Source organism: Vibrio sp. D404a (genome assembly GCF_030248535.1).
Taxonomy (GTDB): Bacteria; Pseudomonadota; Gammaproteobacteria; order Enterobacterales; family Vibrionaceae; genus Vibrio.
This window is the reverse complement of the sequence record NZ_JAHGAJ010000003.1, coordinates 135,072-160,896: the sequence shown is the minus strand read 5'-3', so window position 1 is coordinate 160,896 and position 25,825 is coordinate 135,072. Positions and strand designations below refer to the sequence as shown.

The 25,825-nt window shown below is 44.3% G+C and carries 30 protein-coding genes; 24 read left to right on the top strand and 6 right to left on the bottom strand.

What is annotated here, in order from left to right:
- Window positions 1-12: 12 nt before the first annotated feature.
- The 3 genes from KI655_RS02140 (at window position 13) to KI655_RS02130 (ending at window position 2,296) form a co-directional block, all read left to right on the top strand.
- Window positions 13-879 carry a DUF302 domain-containing protein gene (locus tag KI655_RS02140; protein ID WP_285401257.1) on the top strand — a complete coding sequence of 289 codons (867 nt, stop codon included), beginning with the start codon at window positions 13-15 and terminating at the stop codon, window positions 877-879.
- A 180-nt stretch (window positions 880-1,059) separates the two neighbouring features.
- Window positions 1,060-1,731, top strand: a complete 672-nt coding sequence (locus KI655_RS02135) for a hypothetical protein (protein WP_285401255.1) — start codon at window positions 1,060-1,062, stop codon at window positions 1,729-1,731.
- Between the two features lie 16 nt (window positions 1,732-1,747).
- Window positions 1,748-2,296, top strand: coding sequence for a DUF3332 family protein (locus tag KI655_RS02130; protein WP_285401253.1), 549 nt, complete (start codon window positions 1,748-1,750; stop codon window positions 2,294-2,296).
- Between the two features lie 214 nt (window positions 2,297-2,510).
- Here the strand turns inward: KI655_RS02130 and KI655_RS02125 are convergent, their stop codons facing one another.
- The gene (locus KI655_RS02125; RefSeq protein ID WP_285401251.1) at window positions 2,511-2,879 is read right to left on the bottom strand and encodes a VOC family protein; all 369 of its coding nucleotides are present in this window, start codon (window positions 2,877-2,879) and stop codon (window positions 2,511-2,513) included.
- Window positions 2,880-3,057: 178 nt separating this feature from the next.
- Window positions 3,058-4,608, bottom strand: coding sequence for a glutamate synthase-related protein (locus tag KI655_RS02120; RefSeq protein ID WP_285401250.1), 1,551 nt, complete (start codon window positions 4,606-4,608; stop codon window positions 3,058-3,060).
- Window positions 4,609-4,737: 129 nt separating this feature from the next.
- On the opposite strand from KI655_RS02120, the gene KI655_RS02115 reads away from it, so the two are divergent.
- From KI655_RS02115 to KI655_RS02105, 3 genes are all read left to right on the top strand, one after another.
- A complete protein-coding gene (locus KI655_RS02115) occupies window positions 4,738-5,262 on the top strand; it encodes a GNAT family N-acetyltransferase (RefSeq protein ID WP_285401249.1) in 525 nt (174 codons plus the stop codon).
- Between the two features lie 95 nt (window positions 5,263-5,357).
- Complete coding sequence (locus KI655_RS02110) at window positions 5,358-6,188, top strand: AraC family transcriptional regulator (protein ID WP_285401248.1); 831 nt, start codon at window positions 5,358-5,360, stop codon at window positions 6,186-6,188.
- A gap of 51 nt (window positions 6,189-6,239) precedes the next feature.
- On the top strand, window positions 6,240-6,878 hold the full coding sequence (locus KI655_RS02105) for a LysE family translocator (RefSeq protein WP_285401246.1): 639 nt from the start codon (window positions 6,240-6,242) through the stop codon (window positions 6,876-6,878).
- Between the two features lie 81 nt (window positions 6,879-6,959).
- On the opposite strand, the gene KI655_RS02100 is transcribed toward KI655_RS02105, so the two are convergent.
- The gene (locus KI655_RS02100) at window positions 6,960-7,988 is read right to left on the bottom strand and encodes a metal-dependent hydrolase (RefSeq protein WP_285401244.1); all 1,029 of its coding nucleotides are present in this window, start codon (window positions 7,986-7,988) and stop codon (window positions 6,960-6,962) included.
- Window positions 7,989-8,283: 295 nt separating this feature from the next.
- Between KI655_RS02100 and KI655_RS02095 the strand changes: the two genes are divergently transcribed.
- Window positions 8,284-9,507, top strand: a complete 1,224-nt coding sequence (locus tag KI655_RS02095; RefSeq protein ID WP_285401242.1) for a low temperature requirement protein A — start codon at window positions 8,284-8,286, stop codon at window positions 9,505-9,507.
- A gap of 123 nt (window positions 9,508-9,630) precedes the next feature.
- Here KI655_RS02095 and KI655_RS02090 read toward each other — a convergent pair whose 3' ends face one another.
- Complete coding sequence (locus tag KI655_RS02090; RefSeq protein ID WP_285401240.1) at window positions 9,631-10,521, bottom strand: LysR family transcriptional regulator; 891 nt, start codon at window positions 10,519-10,521, stop codon at window positions 9,631-9,633.
- 207 nt (window positions 10,522-10,728) lie between these two features.
- Here KI655_RS02090 and KI655_RS02085 point away from each other — a divergent pair, with 207 nt between their 5' ends.
- Window positions 10,729-11,574: an enoyl-CoA hydratase/isomerase family protein gene (locus KI655_RS02085; protein ID WP_285401238.1), complete on the top strand. Its 846-nt coding sequence runs from the start codon at window positions 10,729-10,731 to the stop codon at window positions 11,572-11,574.
- A 62-nt stretch (window positions 11,575-11,636) separates the two neighbouring features.
- Here the strand turns inward: KI655_RS02085 and KI655_RS02080 are convergent, their stop codons facing one another.
- Window positions 11,637-12,062, bottom strand: a complete 426-nt coding sequence (locus KI655_RS02080; protein WP_285401236.1) for a TraR/DksA C4-type zinc finger protein — start codon at window positions 12,060-12,062, stop codon at window positions 11,637-11,639.
- A 122-nt stretch (window positions 12,063-12,184) separates the two neighbouring features.
- Here KI655_RS02080 and zigA point away from each other — a divergent pair, with 122 nt between their 5' ends.
- The gene (gene zigA / locus KI655_RS02075; protein WP_285401234.1) at window positions 12,185-13,393 is read left to right on the top strand and encodes a zinc metallochaperone GTPase ZigA; all 1,209 of its coding nucleotides are present in this window, start codon (window positions 12,185-12,187) and stop codon (window positions 13,391-13,393) included.
- A gap of 33 nt (window positions 13,394-13,426) precedes the next feature.
- Here zigA and KI655_RS02070 read toward each other — a convergent pair whose 3' ends face one another.
- On the bottom strand, window positions 13,427-14,596 hold the full coding sequence (locus tag KI655_RS02070) for a hypothetical protein (RefSeq protein ID WP_285401233.1): 1,170 nt from the start codon (window positions 14,594-14,596) through the stop codon (window positions 13,427-13,429).
- A 219-nt stretch (window positions 14,597-14,815) separates the two neighbouring features.
- Between KI655_RS02070 and KI655_RS02065 the strand changes: the two genes are divergently transcribed.
- The 15 genes from KI655_RS02065 (at window position 14,816) to KI655_RS01995 (ending at window position 25,825) form a co-directional block, all read left to right on the top strand.
- A complete protein-coding gene (locus KI655_RS02065) occupies window positions 14,816-15,274 on the top strand; it encodes a (2Fe-2S)-binding protein (RefSeq protein ID WP_150873198.1) in 459 nt (152 codons plus the stop codon).
- A 16-nt stretch (window positions 15,275-15,290) separates the two neighbouring features.
- Window positions 15,291-17,480, top strand: coding sequence for a xanthine dehydrogenase family protein molybdopterin-binding subunit (locus tag KI655_RS02060; protein ID WP_285401230.1), 2,190 nt, complete (start codon window positions 15,291-15,293; stop codon window positions 17,478-17,480).
- 42 nt (window positions 17,481-17,522) lie between these two features.
- Window positions 17,523-18,563: an XdhC family protein gene (locus KI655_RS02055; protein WP_285401228.1), complete on the top strand. Its 1,041-nt coding sequence runs from the start codon at window positions 17,523-17,525 to the stop codon at window positions 18,561-18,563.
- 3 nt (window positions 18,564-18,566) lie between these two features.
- Entirely contained in the window at window positions 18,567-19,154 is a 588-nt protein-coding gene (locus KI655_RS02050) for a nucleotidyltransferase family protein (protein WP_285401226.1), read from the top strand.
- A 121-nt stretch (window positions 19,155-19,275) separates the two neighbouring features.
- Window positions 19,276-20,067, top strand: coding sequence for a nucleotidyltransferase domain-containing protein (locus KI655_RS02045; RefSeq protein ID WP_285401224.1), 792 nt, complete (start codon window positions 19,276-19,278; stop codon window positions 20,065-20,067).
- 161 nt (window positions 20,068-20,228) lie between these two features.
- The gene (locus KI655_RS02040; RefSeq protein ID WP_285401222.1) at window positions 20,229-20,993 is read left to right on the top strand and encodes a carbon-nitrogen hydrolase family protein; all 765 of its coding nucleotides are present in this window, start codon (window positions 20,229-20,231) and stop codon (window positions 20,991-20,993) included.
- A gap of 71 nt (window positions 20,994-21,064) precedes the next feature.
- Window positions 21,065-21,646 carry an HD family hydrolase gene (locus KI655_RS02035; protein WP_285401306.1) on the top strand — a complete coding sequence of 194 codons (582 nt, stop codon included), beginning with the start codon at window positions 21,065-21,067 and terminating at the stop codon, window positions 21,644-21,646.
- Window positions 21,647-21,758: 112 nt separating this feature from the next.
- Complete coding sequence (locus KI655_RS02030; RefSeq protein WP_285401220.1) at window positions 21,759-22,172, top strand: VOC family protein; 414 nt, start codon at window positions 21,759-21,761, stop codon at window positions 22,170-22,172.
- Between the two features lie 35 nt (window positions 22,173-22,207).
- The gene (locus tag KI655_RS02025) at window positions 22,208-22,708 is read left to right on the top strand and encodes a GNAT family N-acetyltransferase (RefSeq protein WP_285401218.1); all 501 of its coding nucleotides are present in this window, start codon (window positions 22,208-22,210) and stop codon (window positions 22,706-22,708) included.
- Entirely contained in the window at window positions 22,705-23,127 is a 423-nt protein-coding gene (locus tag KI655_RS02020) for a lysozyme inhibitor LprI family protein (RefSeq protein ID WP_285401216.1), read from the top strand. The genes KI655_RS02025 and KI655_RS02020 overlap by 4 nt, the downstream gene beginning before the upstream one ends.
- Window positions 23,128-23,203: 76 nt before the next feature.
- A complete protein-coding gene (locus KI655_RS02015; RefSeq protein WP_285401214.1) occupies window positions 23,204-23,653 on the top strand; it encodes a YHS domain-containing (seleno)protein in 450 nt (149 codons plus the stop codon).
- A gap of 242 nt (window positions 23,654-23,895) precedes the next feature.
- Window positions 23,896-24,411 carry an adenylate kinase gene (locus tag KI655_RS02010; RefSeq protein ID WP_285401212.1) on the top strand — a complete coding sequence of 172 codons (516 nt, stop codon included), beginning with the start codon at window positions 23,896-23,898 and terminating at the stop codon, window positions 24,409-24,411.
- A 64-nt stretch (window positions 24,412-24,475) separates the two neighbouring features.
- Window positions 24,476-24,799, top strand: coding sequence for a divalent cation tolerance protein CutA (cutA, locus tag KI655_RS02005; protein ID WP_285401211.1), 324 nt, complete (start codon window positions 24,476-24,478; stop codon window positions 24,797-24,799).
- A gap of 28 nt (window positions 24,800-24,827) precedes the next feature.
- Complete coding sequence (locus KI655_RS02000; protein WP_285401210.1) at window positions 24,828-25,226, top strand: ACT domain-containing protein; 399 nt, start codon at window positions 24,828-24,830, stop codon at window positions 25,224-25,226.
- 5 nt (window positions 25,227-25,231) lie between these two features.
- Complete coding sequence (locus KI655_RS01995) at window positions 25,232-25,825, top strand: bifunctional 2-polyprenyl-6-hydroxyphenol methylase/3-demethylubiquinol 3-O-methyltransferase UbiG (RefSeq protein WP_285401208.1); 594 nt, start codon at window positions 25,232-25,234, stop codon at window positions 25,823-25,825.

The window sequence follows — 25,825 nt, the reverse complement described above, 5'->3', positions numbered from 1 at the left end:
GAGAGGCCAGACATGAAAAAATTATCTTTCGTTATGTTATCTGTTCTTCCGCTTCTGGGCTGTGAAACGACCGTTGATCCTGTTAATTATCAAAACAAACTGAACTCTGTTGATGAGAGTGTTTTGATGGTTGATCGTAATGCTGAAAAGCTAGAGTTAGAGAAAGTTCTTACTATTGATCACTCTCGACTCGCTGAACAAGCTGGTGAGTATTTAGCGCCAAGTAGAGTGGACTTTTATAGCGATGATGAACTGAATACTCAATTGTTAAAAGAGAATTTGCAAGTAGGTTTGGACCTTCCATTTCGTGTGTTGAACTACGTTGAAGACGGTCAACAGAAAGCAGTCTATACCGACGAACAGTTTATTCAGAAGCGCCATGGCATTAAGGATAAAGACTTACTTGAGAGATATGCACAACATACGGCAGAACTAACCAGTGGATTAATTAAAGTGGTACCCGTTGAGAATGAAGGTTTAACAAAGAACTACGGCATTGAAACAATAGTTTCAGAGTATGATTTTGACACCACGTTAGCAAATATTAAACGAGACGTGCTTGCTCAAGATGATACCGTTTGGTTCATGAACTGGGACTTTAAGGCTAGAGCACAATCAATTGGTGAATCATTACCAAACTCGACTTTGTTGGTGTTTGGTGGGCCAGCACCTGGCGCAAAAGCAATGACGGACTTTCCAAGCATTGGACTGGATGCTTTTGGCCAAAAAGTATTGGTGACAGAAGAGAATGATCAAGTGCTGGTTTCTTACAATAATATTGTCGATATGTCTGAACTCCATTATAGAGACAATGCTATTCCCCATAAAATCATCAACTATCGACTAGGAAAAACACTTAGTGGAGCGATAGAAAAATAATCAATCCCTCACGTTTATTGCTGTAAATAACATTTAAATATCCCCCTAAATAAGAAGCCATACCTGACGAAAGGATGGTGTGGCTTCTTATTACTTAAAAATCAATGGCTAATTTAATGGATTAATAGGTCAATATTAATATTGCCAGTATCGGCATCGAAATTTAATTTTTGGAAAACCATGAAAACACAATTAGTAACACTATCTTCGCTATTTATTCTTTCTTTTTCTGGCGCAGTATCTGCAAATGACCAAGCAACGAATGAAAATATTAAGCAAGTAGCGCAAGATAGTAAAAACTATCATAGCCAAGATATTAGAAATGTTCAGAGTAATATTACTGCCGGTTACGACAGTTTTGAAAACGGCGACCAACTGTCGCTGGAAGGGACATATGGTATCAATGATAAAGCCAGTGTAAGTCTGGGCTACAGTACATTTGGCTCTGATTATCACAGTGCTTTTGACTATGATGCCGTGACACTGTCAGGCCAATATAACTTATCGAATAATATTGTTTTAGACGGTGAGTGGAATGTCTCTGGAGATTACGACAACCTGACGGTTGGTGGTAACTATGTGGCTCATGCAGGATTTGGCACTTGGAATGTGGGTGCGAATTATTCTAGCGGTGACTACAGCGATGGTTTTGATTTAGAAGCGGGTGTGTTAGTTCCTTTTGGTAATATGTATTATCGCGGTGATTTTACCTACTTCTTGGATTCTGACTATGACAGCGTATTTGAAAATGCTTTGGGTTGGACTAACGGCAATATCGATGTGAATGCATCCGTTACCATGTATGAATTTGACGATACCTCTGTGGGTATTGAATTTGGTTACTTATTTTAAGTTGTAGGTAGATGAAATGAAATTTTTAAGCAAAAAGAATACATTCAGGCTAGCCGGAATTTTACTATTGGCTCCAGTCCTTTCTGGTTGTGTCGGTAGTAATTTCACGACTAAGAAACTAATGGAGTTCAACGTTAAGGTTGTCGATAACCGTTATGCTCGTGGTGGTGTTAACTTCTTACTAGCGCCTGTTTATGGTTTTACAACACTCGCAGATTATTTTGTTGTTAACTCTATTGAGTTTTGGACGGGATCAAATCCATTTGATGGAACGCCGCATATCTTTGACAGTAAAGTCGAGACAATGATTGAAGTAAATGGCGACCTTGACCCTTCGTTACGTGATGCGCCTATCGATCCTTTGACTTACCAAAATATCGAAGATAGCCAAATAAGAACTCTTGATGAAAACACCATTGAAATGGAAGTCACTTATTTAGATGGTACTTCTTCAACGGTTACCGGTGTGAAAGAGGGCTCTAACGTTAAGTATTTTATGGATGGCGAACTTGTCTCTGAAACAACAGTGGAAGCATTGTCAGAAGCGTTTGAAGTCAACTCATAATAAATCGCCACTTTAGGCTAACGCTTGCGAAAAAGGACGCGTTAACTATGCGTCCTTTTTAAGTGCTGTTACTCATTCTAGTGGGCGACAGCTAACCACAGATTCCTTGGTCGCTATTGGTGGGACTTTTGAACAGACGCACTTCATAATGATGTACTTAGCTCGCAGTTCTAAACTTCGAATGATTTGCCAGGACGGCGAGTTAACGGGAATACTAAGGGTAGACACTCACTTCGACTAAGTTTTTATCGGGATCTGAAAAGTACACGGATTGGATTGCGCCAACGGCACCAGATTTTGCGACCGGACCTTCAATGATCTCGATGTTTTCTTTATCCAAGTGAGCAATAACTCGTTCCAATGGCCAATTGGCAATTAAACAGAGATCACCAGAACCCACATTGGCGATGTTTCGTGGTTCTTGTCCTAACAATTGAAAGTTAATCTTTTGGTTTCCAAATCTAACAGCTTTGCGACCGTTGGCAAAAGTCACTTCTTCCATGCATAACACACGCGTGTAGAACTCGACGGCTCTCCCTATATCAGAAACAGTGAGAACAATATGATCGAAATGGCTAATCATTTTTAGGCCCTTTTGCGATGTATATTGATGCCATTTTAATCAGAACGACCACAAGGAAACAAAGACTTATCTAATTTATGAGAAGTGGGCAGTGAGGAGAGTGAAGTGGTTAGAAAAAACGATAGGTTTGAGTAATTACAATTTGAGAGAAAGGGCAGCGTGAAACTGCCCGATAAGCTTACTGACCAGTTAAAGTGTAGCCAGAGTATTTGATACCAGAGAGGTGTGCCATTTCACGGTTCCAAGTCGCGAGATCGTTGGGGTTAAATTGATTGAGATGATTGTGACCACAGGCTCTCGCCATTACCGTCATCAACTCGGTCGATGCTTCGAAGAAATTCTTCAATTGATTCGAGGCTTTTTCTACATTAAGACGTTGCCTTAAATCGGCTTTTTGGGTTGCAATGCCTGCTGGGCAATTATTGGTGTTACACATTCTTGCCGCGACACAGCCGATAGATTGCATGGCACTGTTGGAAATCGCGACACCATCTGCTCCTAATGCCATAGCCTTCACAAAGTCCATTGGTACACGAAGACCGCCAGTGATAATGAGTGTGACGCGGCCTGATGCGCCAACCTTGTCAAGATAAGCTCGAGCCCTCGCTAAAGCGGGGATTGTGGGTACACTGATGTGGTCTCTAAACATCTCTGGGGCCGCCCCTGTACCGCCGCCGCGACCATCAAGAATGATATAGTCTGCCGTTGCATCGAGTGCGAACTGGATGTCTTCCTCAATATGATTGGCACTCAGTTTAAAACCTATTGGTATTCCACCAGTGACCCCTCGTACGCGGTTGGCAAATTTCTTAAAGTCCTCAACGGTATTTAGGTCTTTGAATGTCGGTGGCGAAATTGCGGAGGTCCCCGCTTCAATGCCTCGCACTTCCGCTATTTTACCGATGTTTTTGGCTCCGGGTAGGTGGCCTCCCGTTCCTGTTTTTGCACCTTGTCCTCCTTTGAAGTGAAAGGCTTGGACGTTTTTCAACTTAGACTCTTCAAATCCAAATCCGGCACTGGCTAGTTCGTAGAAATATCGGCTATTGGCCGCTTGTTCCTCGGGGAGCATGCCACCTTCTCCGGAACAAATGCCTGTTCCAGCCAGCTCCGCACCGGTTGCTAAAGATACTTTTGCCTCTTCAGAAAGTGAGCCGAAGCTCATGTCAGATACGAACAGCGGTATTGTGAGTTTCAGCGGCTTTTTCGCCTGAGGGCCGATGACTAATTCTGTGGAAACGGGAACGTCTTCCATCAGCGGTTTAGTTGCCATTTGAGCGACCATAACTTGAATATCGTCCCAATGGGGAAGCAAGTGTCTTGGCACGCCCATGGAAGTCATAGGACCGTGATGCCCCATCTTAGATAAGCCTTCCCGAGCCAGCTGGTGGATAAATTCCACCGTAGGTTCAACCTTGGTCGCTGTTGCTACAGGCATAGCATCAACAGTTTGAATTTGTACGCCCGGGCCCTCAGCTCCTATATCAGAATCAGAAAATTGCTTATGTGAGCCATCACAGAAGGGGAGGTTTTGGGAGTGTTTACATTGGCAGAGGTAGCTGTCACCACTCTCTTCAGCCGTAAAAGCTTTGGGTTTGAAGTCAGTTCCCGCATGAGAACCATCACAGAAAGGTTGGCTTTTTGACCGTCCACAAGTACAAAAGTAGTACTCTTGGTTAGCCTTCAGTTCAACCTTGATAGGTTTGTTACTCGCGACTATTGGTTTGCTCATCATCACATCCATATATTATTTATTTTTTATGGTTTGCTATCAGGCTAAAGTAAAGTTGGACATCGCGAATATTGCAATTAAGGTCGGTGGAAGGGCTCCATAGATTGGATAACAGAATAGGGATATAGAGTGGAACAGAAACGGATAAATATAAGACCAGCCAAAGCCAGTGAACTGACTGAGGTACATGCTTTAGTGACCTCAAATAATGAGTGGACGAAATACAATGGCCCTTATTTCTCATACTCACACCCAACGCTTGAGCAGTTTGAAGCATCGTTTTTTCAGCGGCTACTAGCGGGCACAGAAATACAACTTATTACCGCGAATGATATCCCGATTGGAACAGTTAACTGTTATTGGGAGTGTGAGGAGACGCGTTGGTTAGAAGCGGGCGTGGTCATTTATGATGCCGATTACTGGGGCAAGGGTATTGCAGCACTCGCTGTCTCACTTTGGGTTTCTTACCTATTTGCCACCAAAGAAATTGAGAGGGTTGGCCTAACAACTTGGTCGGGTAACCCACGAATGATGTCACTTGCCTCTAAACTGGGCTTTCAACAAGAAGCGAGGCTGCGCAAAGTCCGTTACTTTGAGGGCGAATATTATGACTCAATTAAATACGGTGTCTTGCGCTCAGAATGGGAAGAGTAGTGGTACTCTCTCCTGAGGAAGGCTTTGGGTTGAAGACTTAAAAGTCAGCCTCGATTTTCGTAAGTAAGAAGTCTTTTCACGACCAAGGCAATCAGATGGACAATACGACAAAGGATATTAGTCAACGTTATTGGGTAAGTGAGTATGCGCCTTACCTAACTGTTCGCACAACCCAAAATAGTACTCAAAGCTATAAAGAGCACTATCACTCTGAACTTTCCATCGGAATATTAAAAACTGGGTCGACGTGCCTCTCTTTGCCAGAACGAGAATTAGTTCTTAACAAAGGTGAAGTGATATTGATTGAACCCAATTTAGTTCACGCGTGTAACCCACTCAACAAAAGCCCTCGCAGCTACTATATGCTCTATGTTGATAGCAACTGGTGTTGTGAAGCCTTATCAACTTTATATGGCTATGATGTAGCAGGTTTCGTTGTTGACCAAGATACATTGCCGTTGTTTGATTGCTCACTTGAAAGAGCTATGGATGAGTTACTTGAACAGGACTCAGTGGAGAATGCTTCGACGGTTGAGAACATATTATTTGACATACTTAGTCGATATAGCTCCCCCATACGAGCGCAATTTATTGAATATACCCTAGCTCTAAAGGTCAGGGAACGATTGCTGCAAGATGTGGAGTCTCCACCGTCATTAGACACACTTTCTAGCGAGTTTGGTCAAACGAAAGAAACCGTGATTAGACGTTTTAAGCGTTATTTTGGTATTACGCCTAAAGCATTTCTGAACAATCATCGAATAGAAAAAGCTAAGTTCTTACTGAAAAGTGGTAAGTCGATTGTTGATGTTGCCGTGGAGGTAGGGTTTTCTGACCAGAGTCAATTGCATAAAGCGTTTGTCAATTATACGGCCTCTACGCCAAGACAATATCAACAGGTTAGATCAATTTTCGACAATAATTAGTCATCCAAAATATTCATAGTGACCGGTAGGTTTTTACTACGGATATTTATTATGTTGTTTTCTTCATTTCTACCTGCTGCTTTTCCTGCCTTAGCATTGGCACATTTCGTTGCTTTATTAAGCCCGGGGCAAGATTTTTTCTTAATAGTTGCTCATTCGATTCGACACAAATTAAAGGGCAGCCGGTTTATTTGCCTTGGCGTTGCACTCGGTAACGCGATCTATATTGGTTTGGCTATTTTTGGCTGGACAAGCATCCGTGATAACGAATTGATTTATGCGGTGTTCGAAGTCTTAGGGGCGATCTATCTATTGTGGTTAGGAACAGTTCTACTAAGAAGCAAAAAGGGTGAAACAAAGCTTTCTTCTGACGAGCAGGCCATACCATCACCTCTGAAACAGCTTGTAATGGGGTTAAACTCAGCGTTACTTAACCCTAAGAATGCATTGTTTTATATGAGCTTATTGACGGTCATATTAGGTAGTGAGGTAACGCTGATTCAACAGGTCTCTTGTGGGGTTTGGATGTTCTTTGCGGTTTTATTTTGGGACCTGCTTATTGCAGCGACCATCAGTCACCCTAGCGTTCATCAGTCGCTTAGCCGTTATATTTACATTATCGAACGTGGTGCAGGGCTAACGTTGGCTTTGTTTGGCATGGCTTTGTTTGTTTCCCCTTTATTAAGGTAAGCCATACCTGACTGACTTTGCGCAGTTCACTTCTCAGTTATGATTGCTCAATAGACCAATCTATTGAGCAATCACCGCATCTTATCTCTGATAGCTCACTTCCATTGTCTGTAAGTTCGCATCAATAGTCTGATCGCCTTTCAAACGTTGCCAAAGCGGAGCGAGCATATCGAGGCCTCGTTCACTTGGGTAGCGTTGAGTCGCTTCAAGTAATTTCCATTCGCCATCGCTATCTTTCTCCGCAAATACGAACTCAAATGAAAGGTTGTTTGCCATCCCTAGGCGTAAATCAGAAACAATTAACGTGTCGTCTTCAACGCGATAGTTCAAGTAGTTGTGGGAAAATGCTTTTAGTCCTTCTAGCGTATTTGGTTTCTCTTCTAGAGGCCAGTTGCCGAGTGGACGAGAGATGAAATCAATCTTATTGTCGCTATCAAGAACCGACGCCAACCCCTCCCAGTATTGCCCATCATCCATAACTACAACACGCCACAGGAAAGTATTAAATGCTGTTGGCGTAATGAGAACCTGTTGGTTAGGGAGGTTCTGCGCGGCTAAGTTTTGTTCAACTCGATCGGCAATCACTTGTTGTGACGCGTAACCCCAACCCAGATAAAGAGTGGAGAGCAATACAACACCTTGGCACCATCGTCCGCCTTTGTGTTTAAAAATCAAAGCGACACCAATGGCAAACAACAATGGCAATGTATACAAAGGATCTATGATGAACACGTTGCGAAGCTCGAAATACCCTTCAAACGGCCAAATAAGCTGTGTGCCATAGGTTGTCATCGCGTCTAATAAGGTGTGTGTTACTAAGACACTCACCGTCAAGAAGAACACTCTCGCTAGTGTCCAGAAAGAATCTGAGTAACGGACACAATACAACCATGAAATCAGAAATGCTAATGGTGGGAGTGTTAGTAAAGAATGGCTAAAGCCTCTGTGCTTAATGGTATTTTGAACCGCATCGCCATAATCCAGAACAACATCTAAATCAGGCAACGTTCCTAAGGCGGCTCCAGTGAGTAGAACCTTCGCATTACAGCGATTTCCAGCAATAGCGCCCGCGACCGTCGCACCGAGCGCAGCTTGAGTAACAGAATCCATATCGACCGTATTTGAATATCGTTAAAAGTAACAGTGGTTCAAAAAGTAAGTTGAACCGGTCGTCGAGTCAAATATCTAGTGCGCTCTGGCCTCTATATTTACCTACTTTTACATAGCTGCCGAACGGACACTCTGAACATTGGCCGACTTTTCAATCTTCAAGATACTTCCAATAATGAAAAAGAGGAGTGTGAATCAGCAAGTTACCGGAAATATACTTCTTGAAATATTTTAGGTGGTTACCATAATAAATCCCATAAACAGAACTAAATACTGATATCTAGGGTATGAATGTATGGATTTAGCCAAGAAGCATCCGTTGTGGCGTAAGCCAAAGCATCATCTTGATGCCGATAGTAGTAATGATCATGTACATTGGATTGAGCTTTTTTACGATTTAGCTCATGTGGTGTCTATATTCGTCCTTGGTAACTTTTTAAGTCATCACCTCGGCTTTACCGGGTTCGCTATTTTCGCTGCACTGTTCACTGTGATCTGGTTTGCGTGGTTTGATTTAAGCCTTTTTAACTCCATTTATGTTAGTACCGATGTTCAGCATCGCTATATTATGGCTGCGCAGATCGTCACTATTATGATCATGTCTTCTTCTATCGTACATATTGATGGCGCTGGGTGGGCGTACTTCGCTATAGGCTATGCGATAAATCGAGCGATCATGTCTCTGCTTTACTACCGAGCTAAAGCGGTGGGAGACAGTGAAACTTGCCTGCCAGGCCGTATGTCTCGTAACTTTGCCATTGGTTCCGCTATCTTCTTTGTGAGTGCTTTTCTTCCTGCGCCATATAACTATCTAGCGTTTGGTGTGGGTATGTTGGTGTTAGCTGCACTCTACGTCGCACCAAAGGTGGGTGTCCTCTACAATGAGCGCTTCTTGCCGCGTTTCGGTCATATGGCGGAGCGTTTTGCACTGTTGCTACTCATCGTCGCCGGGGAAGGTTTTTTCAAGCTGGTCATTACTCTTGCTGACAAGGGCATTGATAATGTCGTGGGTGATGTGTTTGTAAACTACGCCTTTGGTGGCCTCTCTATTTTCCTATTGTGCTGGATCTACTTTGATTTTGTTGGCAATGGAAAACCTCGTGATACAAAGCCGAAAACATTGGTGAAATGGACGGTCGCACATCTGTTCTTGATGCTCTCTTCGGTAACGATTGGCGTTGCCCTATCTGCAGAAGTGAAAATAGGTTTTATGGATCAATACCCATTCAAATATGCATTGATCGGATGCTTGGGCTTAGCGACCTATCTTTATTGTTTGCTTAAGATCCAAGAGGTGATTGAACTTCGAACTGCCCACCGTTTCGCCACTGCGAAGGTTCGATATATTGGTATCGCCCTTTGTTTTGTGACTCTTGCTATTGTGTCATTTGTCCCTTCGTTTATTGGGAATGCGTTTTGGGGCTTAGCACTGTTCTCACAAATCTTTATCCCTGTCAGAACCGCATTCAAAACGCTAACTCGAGAAGCAGAGCAAGAAGCCAAAGGTGAACTTGAATAAGCTCTTTAGTTTGAACCGTAAGAGCACTCGTTTTTACGGTTCAATGAATATCTCGGGAGCAAAGGTCAATCTGGTTGTAGCCAAATTCTGAAACTAATGCGCTAAGGCTCTACTTGCTCGGGATTAGTCCCAGTAGGGCGGCGTACCGTAATATTCAGAAAAGTAGTCGACGAAGGCACGGACTTTTGGAGCGAGAAGCCTAGAGCTTGGATAAACCGCCCAAACATCTGAGTCGTCCATCAAGGTATAGTCTTCTAGCAATTCGATTAGGCTACCATCACGTAATTGTTGGTAGGCAATCCAAGTGGCGCACATAGCGATACCCATGCCATCAATCGCTGCATCTCGGACCGCCTCACCGTGATCGACTTTAATTTTCCCTTTTACCTTAATATGTATCACACCCTCTAGGGTATCGAAGGTCCAAGACTCGAGGCCAGTTTGGTTTATACACTGATGATGCTTGAGTTCTGATGGGTGTTTAGGTTTACCATGTGTGGCGATATAGTCAGGAGAAGCCACCATAATTCGTTTGTCTGTTGCGATTTTCTTGGCAATAAGCGTTGAGTCTTTTAGTTCTGCGTTTCGAATAGCGACGTCAAAGCCCCCTTCGATTAAATCTACCATTGAATCCGTTAGCCGTATATCGACAGAGAGATCAGGGTACTGTGCTAAAAAGCCTTTCAAAGCTGGCATCAAGTGCATACGGCCAAACGAAGCTGGGGCTGTGATTCTGAGCGTGCCTTTCGGGCAGGCCTTTCCTGTACCTACATTGGCCCGAGCGGCATCAACACTGCCAATGATCTCCTCTGCGTACGAGAGGAGTTGCTGTCCTTCTTCTGTGAGCGAAACCTGACGTGTGGTGCGATGAATTAGTCTAGCTCCAATACTATCTTCAAGTTTATTGATATGCATACTTGCTACGGGGGCAGATAAGCCCAACTCTTTGCCCGCTTGGCTGATATTGTGAGTACTGGCAATACGCACAAATAACCGTAGGTGCTCGATATTCATCAACTAGAATCCTTATATTTCAATGAGCTGAACTGTTTATTCAAAGCTAACATTTATCGGTAGAAAAAAGCACTGATAGAACCTTCATTTTTTGTTAATACAGATTGTGGTTTTTGTTAATTGTTATGGTGGGGTCAGCACACTAGGATTTGTCTGGTTACACAATCTTTACAACTCATATTAACGATATTCAATGGAGAGTATATTATGAAATATGCAGGTTTTCAGACATTCACAACAGAACAGAAAGACGGAATCCTAACGGTGACGTTTGATTTTGGTACGGTAAATGTTCAAGGACAAGAAATGCTCGCAGACTTGAATAGTCTGGCAATGAGACTAGAGCGTGACCGTGAAACCAAAGTGGTTGTCTTCCAATCAGCGAACCCTGAAGTCTGGGTTTGTCACTACGATACTGAACTACTCAAAGACATGTCGACTGAAGCGGTTTCACGTGAAGATGCACAGCTTCTGGATCTGCAGGCCGTTTGTGAGCGAATCAGTAAAGTTCCGCAAGCTACAATCGCCAAGCTAGAAGGCTTTGCTCGTGGAGGCGGTCATGAGTTAGCTCTCGCGTTAGATATGCGCTTCGCAGCACGTGGTAAATTTAAATTCATGCAGATGGAAGTCGGTATGGGTATTCTGCCTTGTGGCGGGGGCGCATCACGTATGGCTCGTCAAGTGGGCCTTGGTCGTGCACTTGAGATAGTGCTTAGTGCCCGTGATTTCGATGCGGACGAAGCAGAGGCCTACGGCACAATCAACAAGGCACTGGAACCAGACGAGATTGGTCCTTATGTTGATGCGCTAGCACAGCGTATATCTAAGTTCCCTGCGGAATCTATCAATGCTTGTAAACAAATGGTGTATGAATCAATTGATAAGCCTATTGATGAAGCATTGAAAGCGGAAGCATACTGGCTATACCAAGCTACAAGTAAAACAGCAGCCGTTAAGCGTTTCCAGATTGCGGACGACCAAGGTCTAGAGCACGACATGGAAAACCAGCGCAACTGGGAAGACCTAGTGATGAAGGTTCAAGACATCAACTAGTTCAACATGGATCACCAGTCCAAGAAAAGCTGCTGATATTCAGGAGCTTTTTTATTTTGGTGCTAACCCCTAAATTGATGCTCCTTAGTCTCTTTTTGTGCCTTCACTTCTGCACAATACTCAGCGGTGGGTCGCGCGAGCAACCTAGGTATTCCGATCGGCTCTCCCGATTCGAGGCAATAACCATATTCACCAGTATGAATTCGTTCTATTGATTGCTGAATTTTAGGCAAGAGTTTCTGTTCTCTGTCTATAATTCTTAACGCGATTGCTGACTGCTCCTCGCTCGAGGCTCTATCGTTATCATCACTGAATTCCATCGGCGATACGATGCTTCCCTTAGCCTGTTCGATATGCAGCCTTGTTGTCTCATGCAACTCTTGAAGTTTACGTTCAAAGAAACGGAGTTGGTCTCTGTTCATATAGTCCGAATCTGGAGCGGCCAGAACTTGTTCTTCCGTTAATAGGAGTTGTTTCTCGTCTTCCATTGTCTTACTCCAGTATCTATTGGGTCCATCAGTGTTGCTACAAGGATATTTCTATGGCTGTAAAACTATAGAGCTTAAACTATAATGAGTTATGTTATAACGTAACAATGTAAGGCTAGCACATGGATACACTAAATAAAAATCGACTGCCAGTGACCGTACTGTCAGGTTTTCTTGGTGCGGGGAAGACAACAGTACTTAGTCATATCCTCAATAATCGACAGAATAGAAAAGTCGCGGTCATTGTTAATGATATGAGTGAAATAAACATTGACGCTACGATTGTTAAAGATGAAGTCTCTTTAAATAGAAGTGAAGAGAAACTGATCGAGATGAGTAACGGGTGTATCTGCTGCACACTGAGAGAGGATCTTTTAGAAGAAGTGGGGAAGCTTGCTCAAAACGGTAGGTTTGATTACCTAGTAATTGAATCCACGGGCATCTCTGAGCCGTTACCTGTTGCCGAGACATTTACGTTTGCTGATGATAATGGCCTGTCACTATCGGATGTCGCTCGTCTAGATACAATGGTTACCGTGGTTGATGCCGTCAATTTTCTAAAAGACTATGATGAAGCAAAGCAGTTAAGTGAAGCGGGCGAATCTTTGGGTGAAGAGGACGAAAGAAGTGTATCTGATTTGCTCGTCGATCAAGTTGAGTTTGCCGATGTGATACTCGTCAGTAAAACCGATCTCGCGAGTGAAAATGAAGTAGAAAGACTCATCGCAATTTTGAAAACACTCAATACACATGCTCAAATTATCCCTATCTCAAACGGAGAAATTGCTCTTGATGCAGTGCTAGACACAGGACTATTTAACTTTGAACAAGCACAACAAGCTCCAGGCTGGTTAAAGGAGATGCGTGGTGAGCACATACCTGAAACAGAAGAGTATGGTATATCGAGTTTTAATTTCGTTGCGCGACGACCGTTCCATCCAGAAAAGTTCTATCGACTACTCCATGAGATGCGTCCTTTCGGAAACTTAATACGGTCGAAAGGGTATTTTTGGTTGGCAACAAGGCCGGAACTCGTTGGGCAATGGAGCCAAGCGGGTGGTATCGCACGCCATGGTTTAGCCGGTATGTTTTGGCAATCAGTCCCGAAAGATCAATGGCCAACGGATCCCGATTATTTAGAAGCAATCTATCAGCATTGGCAAGAACCATTTGGTGATAAACGACAAGAGCTTGTGTTCATTGGTCAAGGGCTTGATCAAGACGGGTTAACACAGGCACTGAATGATTGTTTGTTAACTGATAAAGAAATGGATGAAGGCCAGCAGTACTGGCTGACCTTCGAAGACCCATTTCCAAAATGGGGAGAGTGATGTTTAGAGTTAGGCACTGTGCCTAACTCTAAACTATTTTATGTATGCTTCTAATACTCGATATTTATCAGGGTATGCTTCTTCGCTCGACTTTTTGAAAGAGTCGATGGCTTGGTTGACGAGTTCTATTGTTACTCTATCGTTGGTTAGCTTCCCACCAGCAGCCACCACGGCGTCAAGTTTCTCTATAGCTTGGTCAAAGCTCTTATCATTTTTTGCTGTAACGGCTTGCATAAATGCTGTTGCAGCGAAGGGCACTTCAGTAGGACCATTTAGGTTTGGGTCGATACCTGTGTTGAAAAGTGCCGTGATGGTATTGCCCTGTGTTATGGCGTTTGAACGTAGAGCTGTGAATATAAGACTGCTAGCATCCTCCTCATCTAAGTTACGATCTAGCTTGTTTATCATTGTCATCACTAGATCGTCACGGGCACCAGAAGCAATCAAATTTGATAAAACCAGAATGCCTCTTTCCTTTTGGTTTGGGTCAAGTTTGCTCAGCTGTTCAGAGATATATGGGTTATTGTTTGCATCACCAAAAGTGACTAGCGGGATGATGTGTTTAAAGGTATCTATGAGCTCGTAACCAGATGCGAGTAGATAATCAATTTTCTCACGCTGAACACTCACTTCTTGATCGGAGCGACTGATCATTCGAATCAGCGGACTGTAGATCTTTGCGTTGATGTCTTGTGAAGCATCAACCAGTTGCGAAAATAACTCGATGTTTGAGTTTACTGCTGCAAAACGTAGCGGATAGCTAAAATTTTGCATTTTTACACGCTTATCGATATCGACACCCTGATCAATAAGTTTGCTTATCAGTTCTTGGTCGTTGAGAGTCATTGCAATGTAAAGCACGACTTCTGGACTAAGTTGCTCTGAAAAGTAATCAATGGCCGATAAGCTTATGAATTCTGACCACTGCTGCTCAGTAAGATTGGCCAAATCAAAACCATAGTCATCGAGGGTTTCTTTGACAAATTTTGGAAACGTTTCAGGAGGTTTGGGCAATAGTTCGCTATTAGTTGAAGCACCGTCGTTACTCTCTATTGTCTTGACGGGCGGTGTCTGTGGTTCTTCAGTAAAAACCTCTACAGACATCGTGTTTGTTGACGGCGTGGGATCAAAGTAGGCAGCTGAGACATAACCAACACCGACTGCGAATATGATAGGTAAAGCCTTTTTAACGTTTGTCATCATCCATAACTTATTTGTATTTAAAGGCTTTACTTTATCGATAATACGAATCGTTTACAATTGGATATTAACCCGTTCCAACTTTAAGCATAGCTTCCAGTCTTGTCTATAATTTGCACTATGGCTCTTTTAGATCAGCCACATCGAAGGGAGTATACACAGCGGTTTTTGCCTTAGGTTATGACTGTGTATATGTAAATTTCGGCGAGCAGGAGAAGCTCCATGGCATTAACTCTTAACGTAAATGGTGTCGATGTAAGCGTCGATGCAACTCCAGATACTCCAATCTTATGGGTGATTCGAGATCACCTCTCCATGACGGGCACTAAGTTTGGTTGTGGCATGTCATTGTGTGGTGCATGTACTGTTCACCTGAATGGGCAGGCTATTCGCTCTTGCATTACACCTGTTCAAGCTGCGGTTGGGCAAAAAATCACTACGATTGAAGGGGTGGAGAGCCCTGCAGCAAAAGTAGTTCAAGAAGCGTGGGACGAACTTCAGGTCCCGCAATGCGGTTATTGCCAATCAGGTCAGGTGATGTCGGCAGTTGCGCTTTTAGAGCAAAACCCAAACCCGACGGACGATGATATTGATGCTGCTATGGCGGGTAATGTGTGCAGATGCGCTACCTATGTTCGTATTCGCAATGCAATCAAACAAGCTTCAACAAAGTTGTCGTGAGATGGAGTGAACGATTATGCGCTTAATGTCTTTATCAATGGCAACACAAGAAGTTGCTACTAGTCGCCGTGACTTTCTTAAATTGATCGGTGGTGTTGGAGCAGGGTTAACTCTAGGTGTTTCGATAACCAATCAAAAGGCCTTTGCATCCGAACAGTCGGCATCAGATGTATCGTTTGAACCAAATGCGTTCGTTCGTATTGGCAGTGATAACACCGTGACTGTGATGATCAAACACGTTGAAATGGGTCAAGGAACTTACACAGGGTTAACGACACTTGTTGCTGAAGAATTAGATGCGGCATGGGAACAAATGGTGCCTGAGGGTGCACCGGCGGATGCTTCGCGTTATAACAACACGTTGTGGGGCCCTATGCAAGGAACGGGCGGTAGTACCGCAATCGCCAACTCTTACATGCAATTACGAACTGCCGGTGCTGTGGCCAAGTCTATGTTGGTGGCTGCTGCTGCGAAAAAGTGGGGCGTAAGTTCCGATGAAATTGTTGTCTCTTCGGGCGTGGTTAGCCATGGGAGTAAACAAGCCAGTTTTGGTGACTTGGCCGAAGAGGCTGCCAAAATGCCAGTTCCCGACCCAAGTACCGTCCCACTTAAATCGCCAGAAGATTTTACTTTGATTGGTAGAACCAAGCTCAGTCGAAAAGATACAGGGAAAAATAATGGCACGGCGATATTTACTCAAGATTTCAAATTACCTGACATGCTGACTGCTATGGTGCTTCATGCGCCTAAATTCGGCGCGACACTGGAATCGGTCGATTCTAAAAGCGCGAAAGCTTCTCCGGGTGTTGTTGACGTCATTACCATTCCAACTGGGGTTGCTGTATTAGCCACTGATTATTGGAGCGCAAAAAAGGGGCGAGACCTACTCGTTGCATCTTGGGATGAGAGTAAGGCCTTCAAAAAAAGCTCCGTTCAGATAATGGAAGAGTACACGGAACTCTCAAAGAAACCGGGACTGCCAGCTCGAATTGATGGTGATGCTGTTAAAGCTCTCGAGTCGTCAGACGTTGTGATTGATAACACCTATGAGTTTCCTTTCTTGGCGCATGCAACCATGGAGCCGATGAACTGTGTCGCACAAGTTTCTGATGATGCTTGTACTGTTTGGAATGGCGAACAACTTCAGACAGTCGACCAGATGAACATCGCAAACTTACTGGGTATTAAGCCGGAGCAAGTCACGATAAACATGCTTTTGGCTGGTGGTAGTTTCGGACGAAGAGCCAACCCAAGATCGGATTACTTATTAGAGACCGTCGAAATTGCAAAACAGAAAAAGGGCACGCCGATAAAGCTTGTTTGGAGTAGAGAAGACGACACTCGCGCAGGTTACTTCAGACCGGCTTATGTCCATCGAGTGAAAGCTGGTTTAGATGCTGATGGCAATATCAACGCTTGGCAGCAACATATCGTTGGTCAGTCTATTCTGCATGGCACCGCTTTCGAAGCCTTTATGGTCAAAGATGGCATTGACGCGACTTCGGTCGAGGGCGCGTCGAATAACCCTTATGACATTGCCAACCTCTCTCTTGAATTAACAACGGTTAAAGAGGGCCCTACGGTGCAATGGTGGCGATCTGTTGGTAGTACGCACACCGCATTTGCCGTTGAAACGATGATCGATGAGCTGGCCGTGAAGGCAGGCAAAGATCCGGTTGAGTATCGAATGAAGCTGTTACAGAAACACCCTCGTTGGCAAGGTGTCCTTAAACTCGCGGCAGAAAAAGCTGGCTGGGGTAAGTCACTACCAGAAGGAAGTGCCTTTGGTGTTGCTGTTCATGAGTCGTTTGCTACCTATGTCGCGCAGGTCGCTCAAGTTTCGATGAAAAATGGCATGTTGAGTGTCGATAGAGTGGTGTGTGCGGTCGATTGTGGCGTTGCAATAAACCCAGATGTCATCAAAGCACAAATGGAAGGCAGTGTTGGTTTTGGTTTGTCTCCAACCCTAATGAGTACGATTACTTTGGGTGATGGTGGCGCGGTAAATCAGTCAAACTTCCATGACTATCAAGTACTACGCATCAACCAGATGCCGGAAGTCGAAGTTCATATCGTACCATCGGCAGAGGCACCTACTGGGGTTGGCGAGCCGGGTGTTCCACCTATTGCGCCCGCTGTAGCAAACGCGTTTGCTGCCCTTACCGGCAAAAGACAGCATGTATTGCCCCTTAACCTTAAAGGCTAGGGTAAGGCAGTACAAATAACAGACAAGGGAATGGGAAGTAATATGTCGAATCACTTATTTCATATTCTGTCGCAATGGTTTCCCAGAAAAGACCAATCTAATTGGGTATTGGGGACGGTGTTCAAAACGGAAGGGCCTGCTTACCGAAAAGCAGGCGCAATGATGCTGTTTAGTGATTCGGGTGAGCAGCTTGGTATGTTAAGTGGCGGCTGCTTAGAATCAGATATCCATTTGCAAGCACGTAAGGTCATGCTCACTAAAAAGCCAAAAACCTTGACCTATGATGGGAGTGACGAGGACGATCTTGCGTTCCAGTTAGGAATTGGGTGTGGTGGTACGGTCCATGTATTGCTTCAACCCATCTCTAGTGAAAACAATTATCTTTGCCTGCCCGATTTGTTCGCCGCGATGAAAGAACGTCGTAAGGGCGAGTATCTTCAAAAAATAGCGATTGATGAAGTTTATGCGAACTTTAGTACAGGTGCGGTTCGGTTCAGAAGTACAACATCAAACAGTCAATTGATCAAAGATGAAAAGGGTTTGTGGCTTTCGACGCAAGTAGAGGCTCCGCCTCACTTGCTTATTGCTGGTGGTGGGATTGATGCACGACCTGTGGCCAATATTGCTCTCCAGTTAGGGTGGGAAGTCACGATATGGGATCCGAGACCTGCTAATGCAAGACCAGAGTACTTCCCTGAAGTGAAACAGCGGTTGGCCGGCAGTGAAGAGGAACTAACATGCTATTGCAAAGAACATACGGTGCAAGCGGCAATTCTGATGACACATAATGTAGAGTTAGATAGTAAAGCATTGTTCGCTTTGAAGAGTGTGCCGCTGAGCTACATCGCTTTACTCGGGCCCATCAACCGACGAGATCGCGTATTGTCACAGTCAGGCGTAGCGGTCGATGAATTGCGTGTTCCACTCTCAGGGCCTGCTGGGTTGGATATTGGAGCCGAGTTGCCTGAAACCATCGCTTTGGCCATTCTTGCTGAGTGCCAAGCGGCAATGAGCCAAACAACGGCTGCGTCATTGAGTGGCGTGCTACCCGAAAACGAAAGCTTAAAACGAGCAGCCAGCTAAAAGATGAAGTTAGCAATCATGATTTTAGCGGCAGGCCGAAGCCAAAGGTTTAATGGCTGTAAGCTGCTCGCTCAAATGAGTTCAGGGGACAGTCTTTTGTCTCACTCTATTGTGAACGCCACAACAACTGAGGTTGGCGATGTTTACGTGGTTACTGGGCGCTGGCACGATGACATTGAACATGCACAACGCCAGGCGTTAGTACCTCCATGTAAGCTACTTTATTGTTCTGAATGGAGTCTTGGCATTGGTCACTCTATCGCATTCGGCGTTGGCTGCTTAGCAGATGATTATGACGCGATATTGGTGACTCTCGCAGACCAAGTGGCATTAACATCCGAAACGTTCAAATTGCTTGTTTCCGAATACGACGGTAGTCAGATTGTTTGTGCTCAATACGCTGGTCAATGTGGCGTGCCTGCACTTTTTCCTAAGCGATATTTTTCGAAATTGATGTCATTGAGTGGCGATAGCGGGGCCAAAAAAATCCTTCATACTGTAGACGCAGTGAAAGCTATACAGGTAAAGAATGCTGAGGTCGACATTGATACCAAAGCCGACCTTGACCGCTGGAATAGCCTAAACACCTAACACATCCCATCATTATTGAGTAATGTAAAAAAACTCAGTGATGTAGAAACTAGTGTCCGAAGTTGGTGATTTGTAGGGTATGCTTGTAGCAACAAACACGTCGTTGAATGATAAGGATTTTATGCATAACGAAGATACTGGTCTCGATGAGCAGGGATTTATCCGCAATGATTATTCGGTTGATAAGATTCAACCTGAGTTTAAACCCGTCGTCGACAGTGTGGTGCAACAACTGACTCAACGATTTCCAGAGCAAATTGATGGAATTTATTTGTATGGAAGCGTCCCAAGAGGTACGGCTGTCGTAGGTCGTTCAGATCTTGATGTCTCTATTATTCTCAATACACCAATTACAGAATCAGCAAAGCGGATATTCCACGAGCTAAGCACTGCAATTCCCAATCGTCACCCTGAGTTCAGTAAGATCGATATCGATCCGGGTTATCTCAATACCATTCAAAAACCAGAAGAGCTTTACTACTGGCAGTTTTGGCTTAAACACTGTTGTTGCTGTGTATGGGGTAATGACAGAGCGGTTTCCTTCACTATGCATAAGCCGAAGTTAGATATAGCCCTTGCTCTAAATGGGGACCTACCAGTGTTCTTGGATCAAATGGCTGATAGCTTCTCTAAAATGGACGATAAAGCAGTTGCGAAGATCATCGGCAAGAAGTTAGTAAGGGCAGCATACTATTTTATCGCAGCTAAAGACGGGAGTTGGTATATCGATTTAGCTCAATGTGCCCAAGCTGCGAAAGAGCATTATCCCAACCAACAACACGATATTGAGTTTGCGTACTTATTTGCATGCGGAACGCTCACATCAAAACCAGATGCGATAGAACTCTACCAGCGATTAAGTGGCAAGATTAATGAAGTGGCGTCTGAAGCAGTCAATCTGAATAGCGTTTAACCATCACTATTAACGGTTTCCGTGATGATTTCATCTGAATCATAACTCTTGGCAATTTCATTGTGCGCTAAATCAAAACGTGAAGTGCCTATTCTGGAGCTCATTGATGGTTTTCTATACTCTGCAGCGATCATTTTGAAAGTCATGTTGGAGGAGGAAACTTGAAAAGTAGTATTATTATCAGCTTACCGCAGATGCCTGTTACCAAAGGCGACGTATCGACGAACTTGAAGCACCACATCAGTGCTATTGAGCGATCTTCTCAGCAGAACGCAGATGTTGTGGTATTCCCTGAACTTTCTCTTACTGGCTACGAGCTTGAACTTGCTTCTGATTTGGCGTTTGACCCACAACCTTCTGCTTTCACAGAGCTGTCGCAAGCTGCGGTAACACACGAAGTTGTTGTGATTGCTGGCTGTCCTCTGAATGGTTCAGCACCTTCCAAACCAACCATTGGCTCCGTGATTTGTTTCCCTGATGGAAAGGTTGAGTTTTACTCCAAGCAATATCTGCATTCTGGTGAAGAGGTATATTGTTCACGAGGAGAGCGAGATTATCACTTTCAACTAAAGGGTAATCAGATTGCGCTGGCTATCTGTGCTGATTTTATTGAGCCGCTCCACTCTACAAGAGCCAAAACAATGGGTGCTGATGTGTATTTGGTGAGTGCACTAATCTCTGAAATGGGTTTCGAACCAGACTCTAAATTACTGTCTGATATCGCTTCTACGCATAACTTGCTTGTGCTGCTAAGTAACCATATATCGGTGACTGGTGGCTGGGATACATGTGGTAAAAACTCGATATGGGGAGCTGACGGTAATCGTGCAACTTTGGCGAACTCTAAAGAGGAGTGCTTGGTTCTATGTACAATTGATAACGACAACATTGAAGCTCGCTGCGTTAAGGACACTGCTTTGGCGTAACTCGCAAATTGGTTTAATGCGCATCCGTTGTTGAATATTGGGTGTGTTCTCTAGAAGGTAGGAGTCAGATGTTGAAAGAAGTTACCCAAATCCTCGATTTCATGGTCGAAATCGAAAAACTAAAAGGCGTATTGAGAAAATCGAGACCGGTTGGCTTGAAGCGGCACGAGAACTCTGGCGAGCACAGTTGGCATGTGTGTGTTAGTGCTCTGATGTTAAAAGACTACGCTGACGAGGCCATTAACATCGATCGTGTGATCCGAATGCTGTTGATTCACGATCTAGGTGAGATCGACGCTGGTGATAAAATCGTTTACGAATCAGAAACCACAGAGCAAAAGAATAAAGAGTGGAATGGCGTTAAACGAGTGCTCGATATGCTGCCAAACCGACAAGGTGAAGAATATTTGGCACTGTGGGAAGAATTTGAACTTGGTGAAAGTGCCGATGCAAAATATGCCAAAGCCATCGACCGCATACCTCCGCTTCTCCACAACATCAATGATGATGGCTACGGTTGGAAGAAGCACGATGTTCCCAAAGAGAAGGTTCTCAACTTCAACCAGCAAAGAATATCAGCTGGTGGAGAGAAGATATGGGAAGGCATCGAAGCTAAATTAAAACAAGCTATCGTTGATGGGATTCTAACCTAATCATCCCAGTTAGTTTTTCGGTTAAGCACAACCATTTTCTTATGAATGTCATTGTGAGCTTTCGTAAGGGGTTGAGTCATGTAGAATCGGTGTTTTAAGTTTAGAGGCCGCCATGACGAAACCAGTGCAACAGCAAATCGGAAACATCGCCCTTGTTGTCGAAAACTATGACGACGCCATTGAGTTCTATACGCAGAAACTTCAATTTACGTTAGTTGAAGATACCGATTTAGGTGGTGGTAAACGCTGGGTACAAGTCGCTCCGCCCAATTCAAACGGCACCAACCTTTTGCTTGCTCAAGCGAGTACCGAATCTCAAACACAAGCCATCGGTAACCAAACGGGTGGTCGCGTGTTTTTGTTTCTTCAAACCAACGACTTTTGGCGTGATTATGAATCCATGAAAGCCAAGGGTGTGAGGTTTAACGAAGAGCCTAGAGTTGAAGAGTATGGAACTGTGGTTGTGTTTCAGGATCTGTACGGAAATAAGTGGGATTTGCTGCAGCTAAATCGAAGCGGAAACTAGCGGGCATAACCGTCGATAGCAATCAGGAGGTAGAGATGGAACTGAGAGAATTTAGACAGGAAGACTACGATACCCTGATTCATTGGATAGATTCAGATCGGCTCAACTATCAGTGGGGCGGTCCGAACTTTGATTTTCCATTAGACCACAATCAACTCGAACATCATTGCGTGAAACCCGAGGTGCTGCCATTTATATTCATCTCAAATGGAGAGGAAGCAGGTTATGTTGAGTTGTTCAAAGTGTCAGATTCTCAATATCGTATTTGCCGAGTGTTTGTCTCGAACGATTTTCGAGGGCAGGGGCTGGCTAAGATCATGCTTAAACAGCTCATTGAGAAAGCTCGAGTAGAATACAAGGCACAGATCTTAACGCTGGCTGTGTTTGAGCGAAATGTCGTTGCTAAAGGGTGCTATGAATCTCTTGGTTTCGTGGTGACATCTCGTGAGTCTGGAACACGCAGTTTTGATGGTGAGTTGTGGGATTTGTTGCTAATGGAAAACACTACAATTAATAACTTTAGGAACATCAAATGAAAGCTGTGTTACTCGTCGCTTTGGCGATGTTACCGATTGCTGCGCTCGCTCAACAAGATGAAATCGATTGTGAGAACGCAATGAACACCTTAGAGATCAATCAATGTGCAGCGATAGAGTTACAAACCGCTGAAGAGCAATTAGAGACTTATCTTCAAGCAAGCTTTGAACATAACGCTGAAGATCCAACCTTGGTGGAAGCGATTAAGCGAGCACAGACAGATTGGTCGACGTATATGAACTCTCATTGTGACGCTGTCTACACGCAATGGCGAGATGGCTCTATCCGTGGGGTTATGGCGCTTTCTTGCAAAACTGAGCTAACCAAAGAGAGAACCCATCAAATCTGGGCCAACTTCTTAACCTATATGGATAGCACACCGCCCGTTTTACCTGAGCCAAAGGTTGGTAACGATTAGCGCGTTCTTCGTTTGTGCACCGTGAAATTTTTGCCGCGTTTGTCCTCTCTGTATAAATAACATGAGGAGAAACGTTATGAAGTATCTTGTCAAAATTGTTCTAACACTTGTCTTTTGGTTGGGGGTTGCTGCCCCTTCTTTTGCTCTTGAACCGGTATACAGTGACTTTTTCGGTAAGGCGATCAGAGGCTACGATCCGGTTGCGTACTTTACTCAAAGCAAAGCCGTGAAAGGTAACGACGACTACAGCTATGAGTGGAATGGTGCTGAGTGGCGATTTTCATCACAACAACATCTCGATTTATTCAAAGCGGATCCTGAACAATATGCCCCTCAGTATGGTGGATATTGTGCTTGGGCGGTGAGTAAAGGTTATACCGCAAAAATAGACCCTCAAGCTTGGAACATCGTTGATGGCAAGCTTTACCTAAATTACAGCAAATCGGTCCAACAAACTTGGCAGGGTGATATCGCTGGAAACATTGCAAACGCAGACGCCAACTGGCCAAGATTGCTGAATGAGTAAACGAACCAAGTGTCGATTTTCTGAAACCACTAACCATTGATTGTATTTATAAATTCAGTTGACACTCGAGCGGATATATATGACATTGGCTGTATGAAATGTAATCGAACAACACTCAACCAACGAATTATCATCATTCTATAAGAATGGTGGGGATTTTGTTGTACTGAGAAAAGCTAACCCACCCGGTAAGGTGGGTTTTCTTTTTCTATCTTCCGGGCCGTGTTCTTGGAGGAACTCACATGAAAAAAGTCGCCGTTTTTGGTAAGCCCGGTAGTGGCAAATCTACCTTCAGCAAAGCATTAAGCCGATCAGCAGTTTTGCCCTTGCATCAACTGGATTCTATCGTTTATCAACCTAACGGTGAGCCAGTTTCAAAAGACGTTTTTAACCAAGCTCATGACAAGATTTTGAATGAAGACGCGTGGATCGTCGATGGGCTTGGCCCTCTTGGTGCATTCCATCAGCGCTTAGAGTCTGCAGATACCCTTATCTATATCGATTTGCCTTATTTTGTCAGCTACTGGTTCGTTACTAAGCGCTGTCTGAAAGGGTTGTTCGTAAAACCAGAAGGGTGGCCAGATGGCAGCTCAGTCATCAAAGGTACGCTCAATAGCTACAAGATGCTTAAACTCTGCCCTGGGTTTTGGAATGATGAGTTTATGTCTCGACTGTCTCAGATCTCAGAAGGTAAACAACTGCATGTTGTTAAGAGCACAGCCGAACTCGATAATCTACTTACTCAACTCTCACAATAACAGTGGGCTGGTGTTATTAGGCTGAGTAGATTGGTATTTTGAACTGTCTGTCAATGGAGTAAAGATGGAATTCAAACTAGAAATATACGCCCCAGAATCAGAGGTTATTGCAATTCGTGATGCTCTGAACTCTGCGGGCGCTGGGGTTGTGGGCAACTATGACAGTGTCATCTCGATTGTGAAGATATCGGGATTTTGGCGCCCAAATTCAAAAGCTCAGCCCGTCACGGGCTCAAAAGGTGAAATCAACTTTGGTGAAGAGGTTCGTATAGACGTTCGCTGTAAAAGGGAGCGCGTTCAAGCGGCACTCGATGCTGTGCGAGCGGCGCACCCTTATGAAGAGCCCGCTATTAATATTCTCCCACTCTACAATCACGAATTTAATTAGACTCGATACTGAAACAAGGACTGTATTTATGTCAGGAATCACCGATCTAGATGAGCTGCTGTGTTCTATGCGCCCTAAATTAATACCAACAGAGTTTGTGTTCTGCACGACTTCTGGCGACCTAAGGGATTATGTCAATTTAGCGCCTGTAGCCACGTTCATCGAATCAGAAGGACTTACTCTGGTCCTTGAAAAGTCTCGAGCCGAGGAAGCAGGTTTGGCATTTGAAGGTATCTACCAGCAGATCACCTTAACCGTTCATTCCAGTCTGGATGCGGTTGGGCTTACTGCAGCTGTCGCCTCCAAGCTCGCGTCTAAAGGGATCAGCGCTAACGTGATTGCAGCGTATTATCATGACCATATTTTTGTACAACAGGATAAAGCCACTGCTGCGCTATTGGCACTGGAAGAGTTTTCTGCTGAGTGATGGGCATGGATACTAACACCGAGATTTGGCGCAGCTATTATGAGAAAGCACTCGCTAAACCACATTTAAAGCGGACCGAATTTGTCTGTTCACTTAATCAATCGACATCCAGCGTTGCGATTGACTGCGGCTGCGGTGTCGGTAGTGATATGGAATACTTGAGTCGTAAAGGCTACCGAGTACATGGCTTTGATATTAATTCAGACTCGATCGATATATGTGAAGAACGGTTTGCTGATAACCCTTTAGTTGAGGTTACAAACGCTTCATTCGAACAGTTCCAATATCCGAAAGCCGGGATTGTGCTTGCGAACTCTAGCTTATTTTTCGCTGATCCTTCTCACTTCGAATCTGCGTGGCATAAGATCGTCGCGTGTATTGAAATTGGGGGTGTTTTTGCAGGCGATTTCATGGGCGTTAAAGACACTTGGGCAACCCACTACCGAAGCCCAACGTCTTCTTTTACAGAATCCGAAGTGCGCGACCTATTCTCTGGTTTTGAAGTTCTGAGGTTTCATGAGAGGGATGAGATGGCAACAACTGCATTAGGACGAATGAAACACTGGCATACCTATTCAGTGGTCGCGGTGAAACGCTAA

What these genes read in the sequence shown, in the direction of transcription:
- KI655_RS02120 (WP_285401250.1), bottom strand. Translation starts at nt 4,608, where the DNA reads ATGAGCAAACCAATAGTCGCGAGTAACAAACCTATCAAGGTTGAACTG.
- zigA (WP_285401234.1), top strand. Translation starts at nt 12,185, where the DNA reads ATGGATACACTAAATAAAAATCGACTGCCAGTGACCGTACTGTCAGGT.
- cutA (WP_285401211.1), top strand. Translation starts at nt 24,476, where the DNA reads ATGGAATTCAAACTAGAAATATACGCCCCAGAATCAGAGGTTATTGCA.
- KI655_RS02125 (WP_285401251.1), bottom strand. Translation starts at nt 2,879, where the DNA reads ATGATTAGCCATTTCGATCATATTGTTCTCACTGTTTCTGATATAGGG.
- KI655_RS02070 (WP_285401233.1), bottom strand. Translation starts at nt 14,596, where the DNA reads ATGATGACAAACGTTAAAAAGGCTTTACCTATCATATTCGCAGTCGGT.
- KI655_RS02095 (WP_285401242.1), top strand. Translation starts at nt 8,284, where the DNA reads ATGGATTTAGCCAAGAAGCATCCGTTGTGGCGTAAGCCAAAGCATCAT.
- KI655_RS02010 (WP_285401212.1), top strand. Translation starts at nt 23,896, where the DNA reads ATGAAAAAAGTCGCCGTTTTTGGTAAGCCCGGTAGTGGCAAATCTACC.
- KI655_RS02015 (WP_285401214.1), top strand. Translation starts at nt 23,204, where the DNA reads ATGAAGTATCTTGTCAAAATTGTTCTAACACTTGTCTTTTGGTTGGGG.
- KI655_RS02000 (WP_285401210.1), top strand. Translation starts at nt 24,828, where the DNA reads ATGTCAGGAATCACCGATCTAGATGAGCTGCTGTGTTCTATGCGCCCT.
- KI655_RS02025 (WP_285401218.1), top strand. Translation starts at nt 22,208, where the DNA reads ATGGAACTGAGAGAATTTAGACAGGAAGACTACGATACCCTGATTCAT.
- KI655_RS01995 (WP_285401208.1), top strand. Translation starts at nt 25,232, where the DNA reads ATGGATACTAACACCGAGATTTGGCGCAGCTATTATGAGAAAGCACTC.
- KI655_RS02140 (WP_285401257.1), top strand. Translation starts at nt 13, where the DNA reads ATGAAAAAATTATCTTTCGTTATGTTATCTGTTCTTCCGCTTCTGGGC.
- KI655_RS02060 (WP_285401230.1), top strand. Translation starts at nt 15,291, where the DNA reads ATGCGCTTAATGTCTTTATCAATGGCAACACAAGAAGTTGCTACTAGT.
- KI655_RS02130 (WP_285401253.1), top strand. Translation starts at nt 1,748, where the DNA reads ATGAAATTTTTAAGCAAAAAGAATACATTCAGGCTAGCCGGAATTTTA.
- KI655_RS02065 (WP_150873198.1), top strand. Translation starts at nt 14,816, where the DNA reads ATGGCATTAACTCTTAACGTAAATGGTGTCGATGTAAGCGTCGATGCA.
- KI655_RS02085 (WP_285401238.1), top strand. Translation starts at nt 10,729, where the DNA reads ATGAAATATGCAGGTTTTCAGACATTCACAACAGAACAGAAAGACGGA.
- KI655_RS02030 (WP_285401220.1), top strand. Translation starts at nt 21,759, where the DNA reads ATGACGAAACCAGTGCAACAGCAAATCGGAAACATCGCCCTTGTTGTC.
- KI655_RS02110 (WP_285401248.1), top strand. Translation starts at nt 5,358, where the DNA reads ATGGACAATACGACAAAGGATATTAGTCAACGTTATTGGGTAAGTGAG.
- KI655_RS02055 (WP_285401228.1), top strand. Translation starts at nt 17,523, where the DNA reads ATGTCGAATCACTTATTTCATATTCTGTCGCAATGGTTTCCCAGAAAA.
- KI655_RS02020 (WP_285401216.1), top strand. Translation starts at nt 22,705, where the DNA reads ATGAAAGCTGTGTTACTCGTCGCTTTGGCGATGTTACCGATTGCTGCG.
- KI655_RS02050 (WP_285401226.1), top strand. Translation starts at nt 18,567, where the DNA reads ATGAAGTTAGCAATCATGATTTTAGCGGCAGGCCGAAGCCAAAGGTTT.
- KI655_RS02080 (WP_285401236.1), bottom strand. Translation starts at nt 12,062, where the DNA reads ATGGAAGACGAGAAACAACTCCTATTAACGGAAGAACAAGTTCTGGCC.
- KI655_RS02135 (WP_285401255.1), top strand. Translation starts at nt 1,060, where the DNA reads ATGAAAACACAATTAGTAACACTATCTTCGCTATTTATTCTTTCTTTT.
- KI655_RS02100 (WP_285401244.1), bottom strand. Translation starts at nt 7,988, where the DNA reads ATGGATTCTGTTACTCAAGCTGCGCTCGGTGCGACGGTCGCGGGCGCT.
- KI655_RS02105 (WP_285401246.1), top strand. Translation starts at nt 6,240, where the DNA reads ATGTTGTTTTCTTCATTTCTACCTGCTGCTTTTCCTGCCTTAGCATTG.
- KI655_RS02090 (WP_285401240.1), bottom strand. Translation starts at nt 10,521, where the DNA reads ATGAATATCGAGCACCTACGGTTATTTGTGCGTATTGCCAGTACTCAC.
- KI655_RS02045 (WP_285401224.1), top strand. Translation starts at nt 19,276, where the DNA reads ATGCATAACGAAGATACTGGTCTCGATGAGCAGGGATTTATCCGCAAT.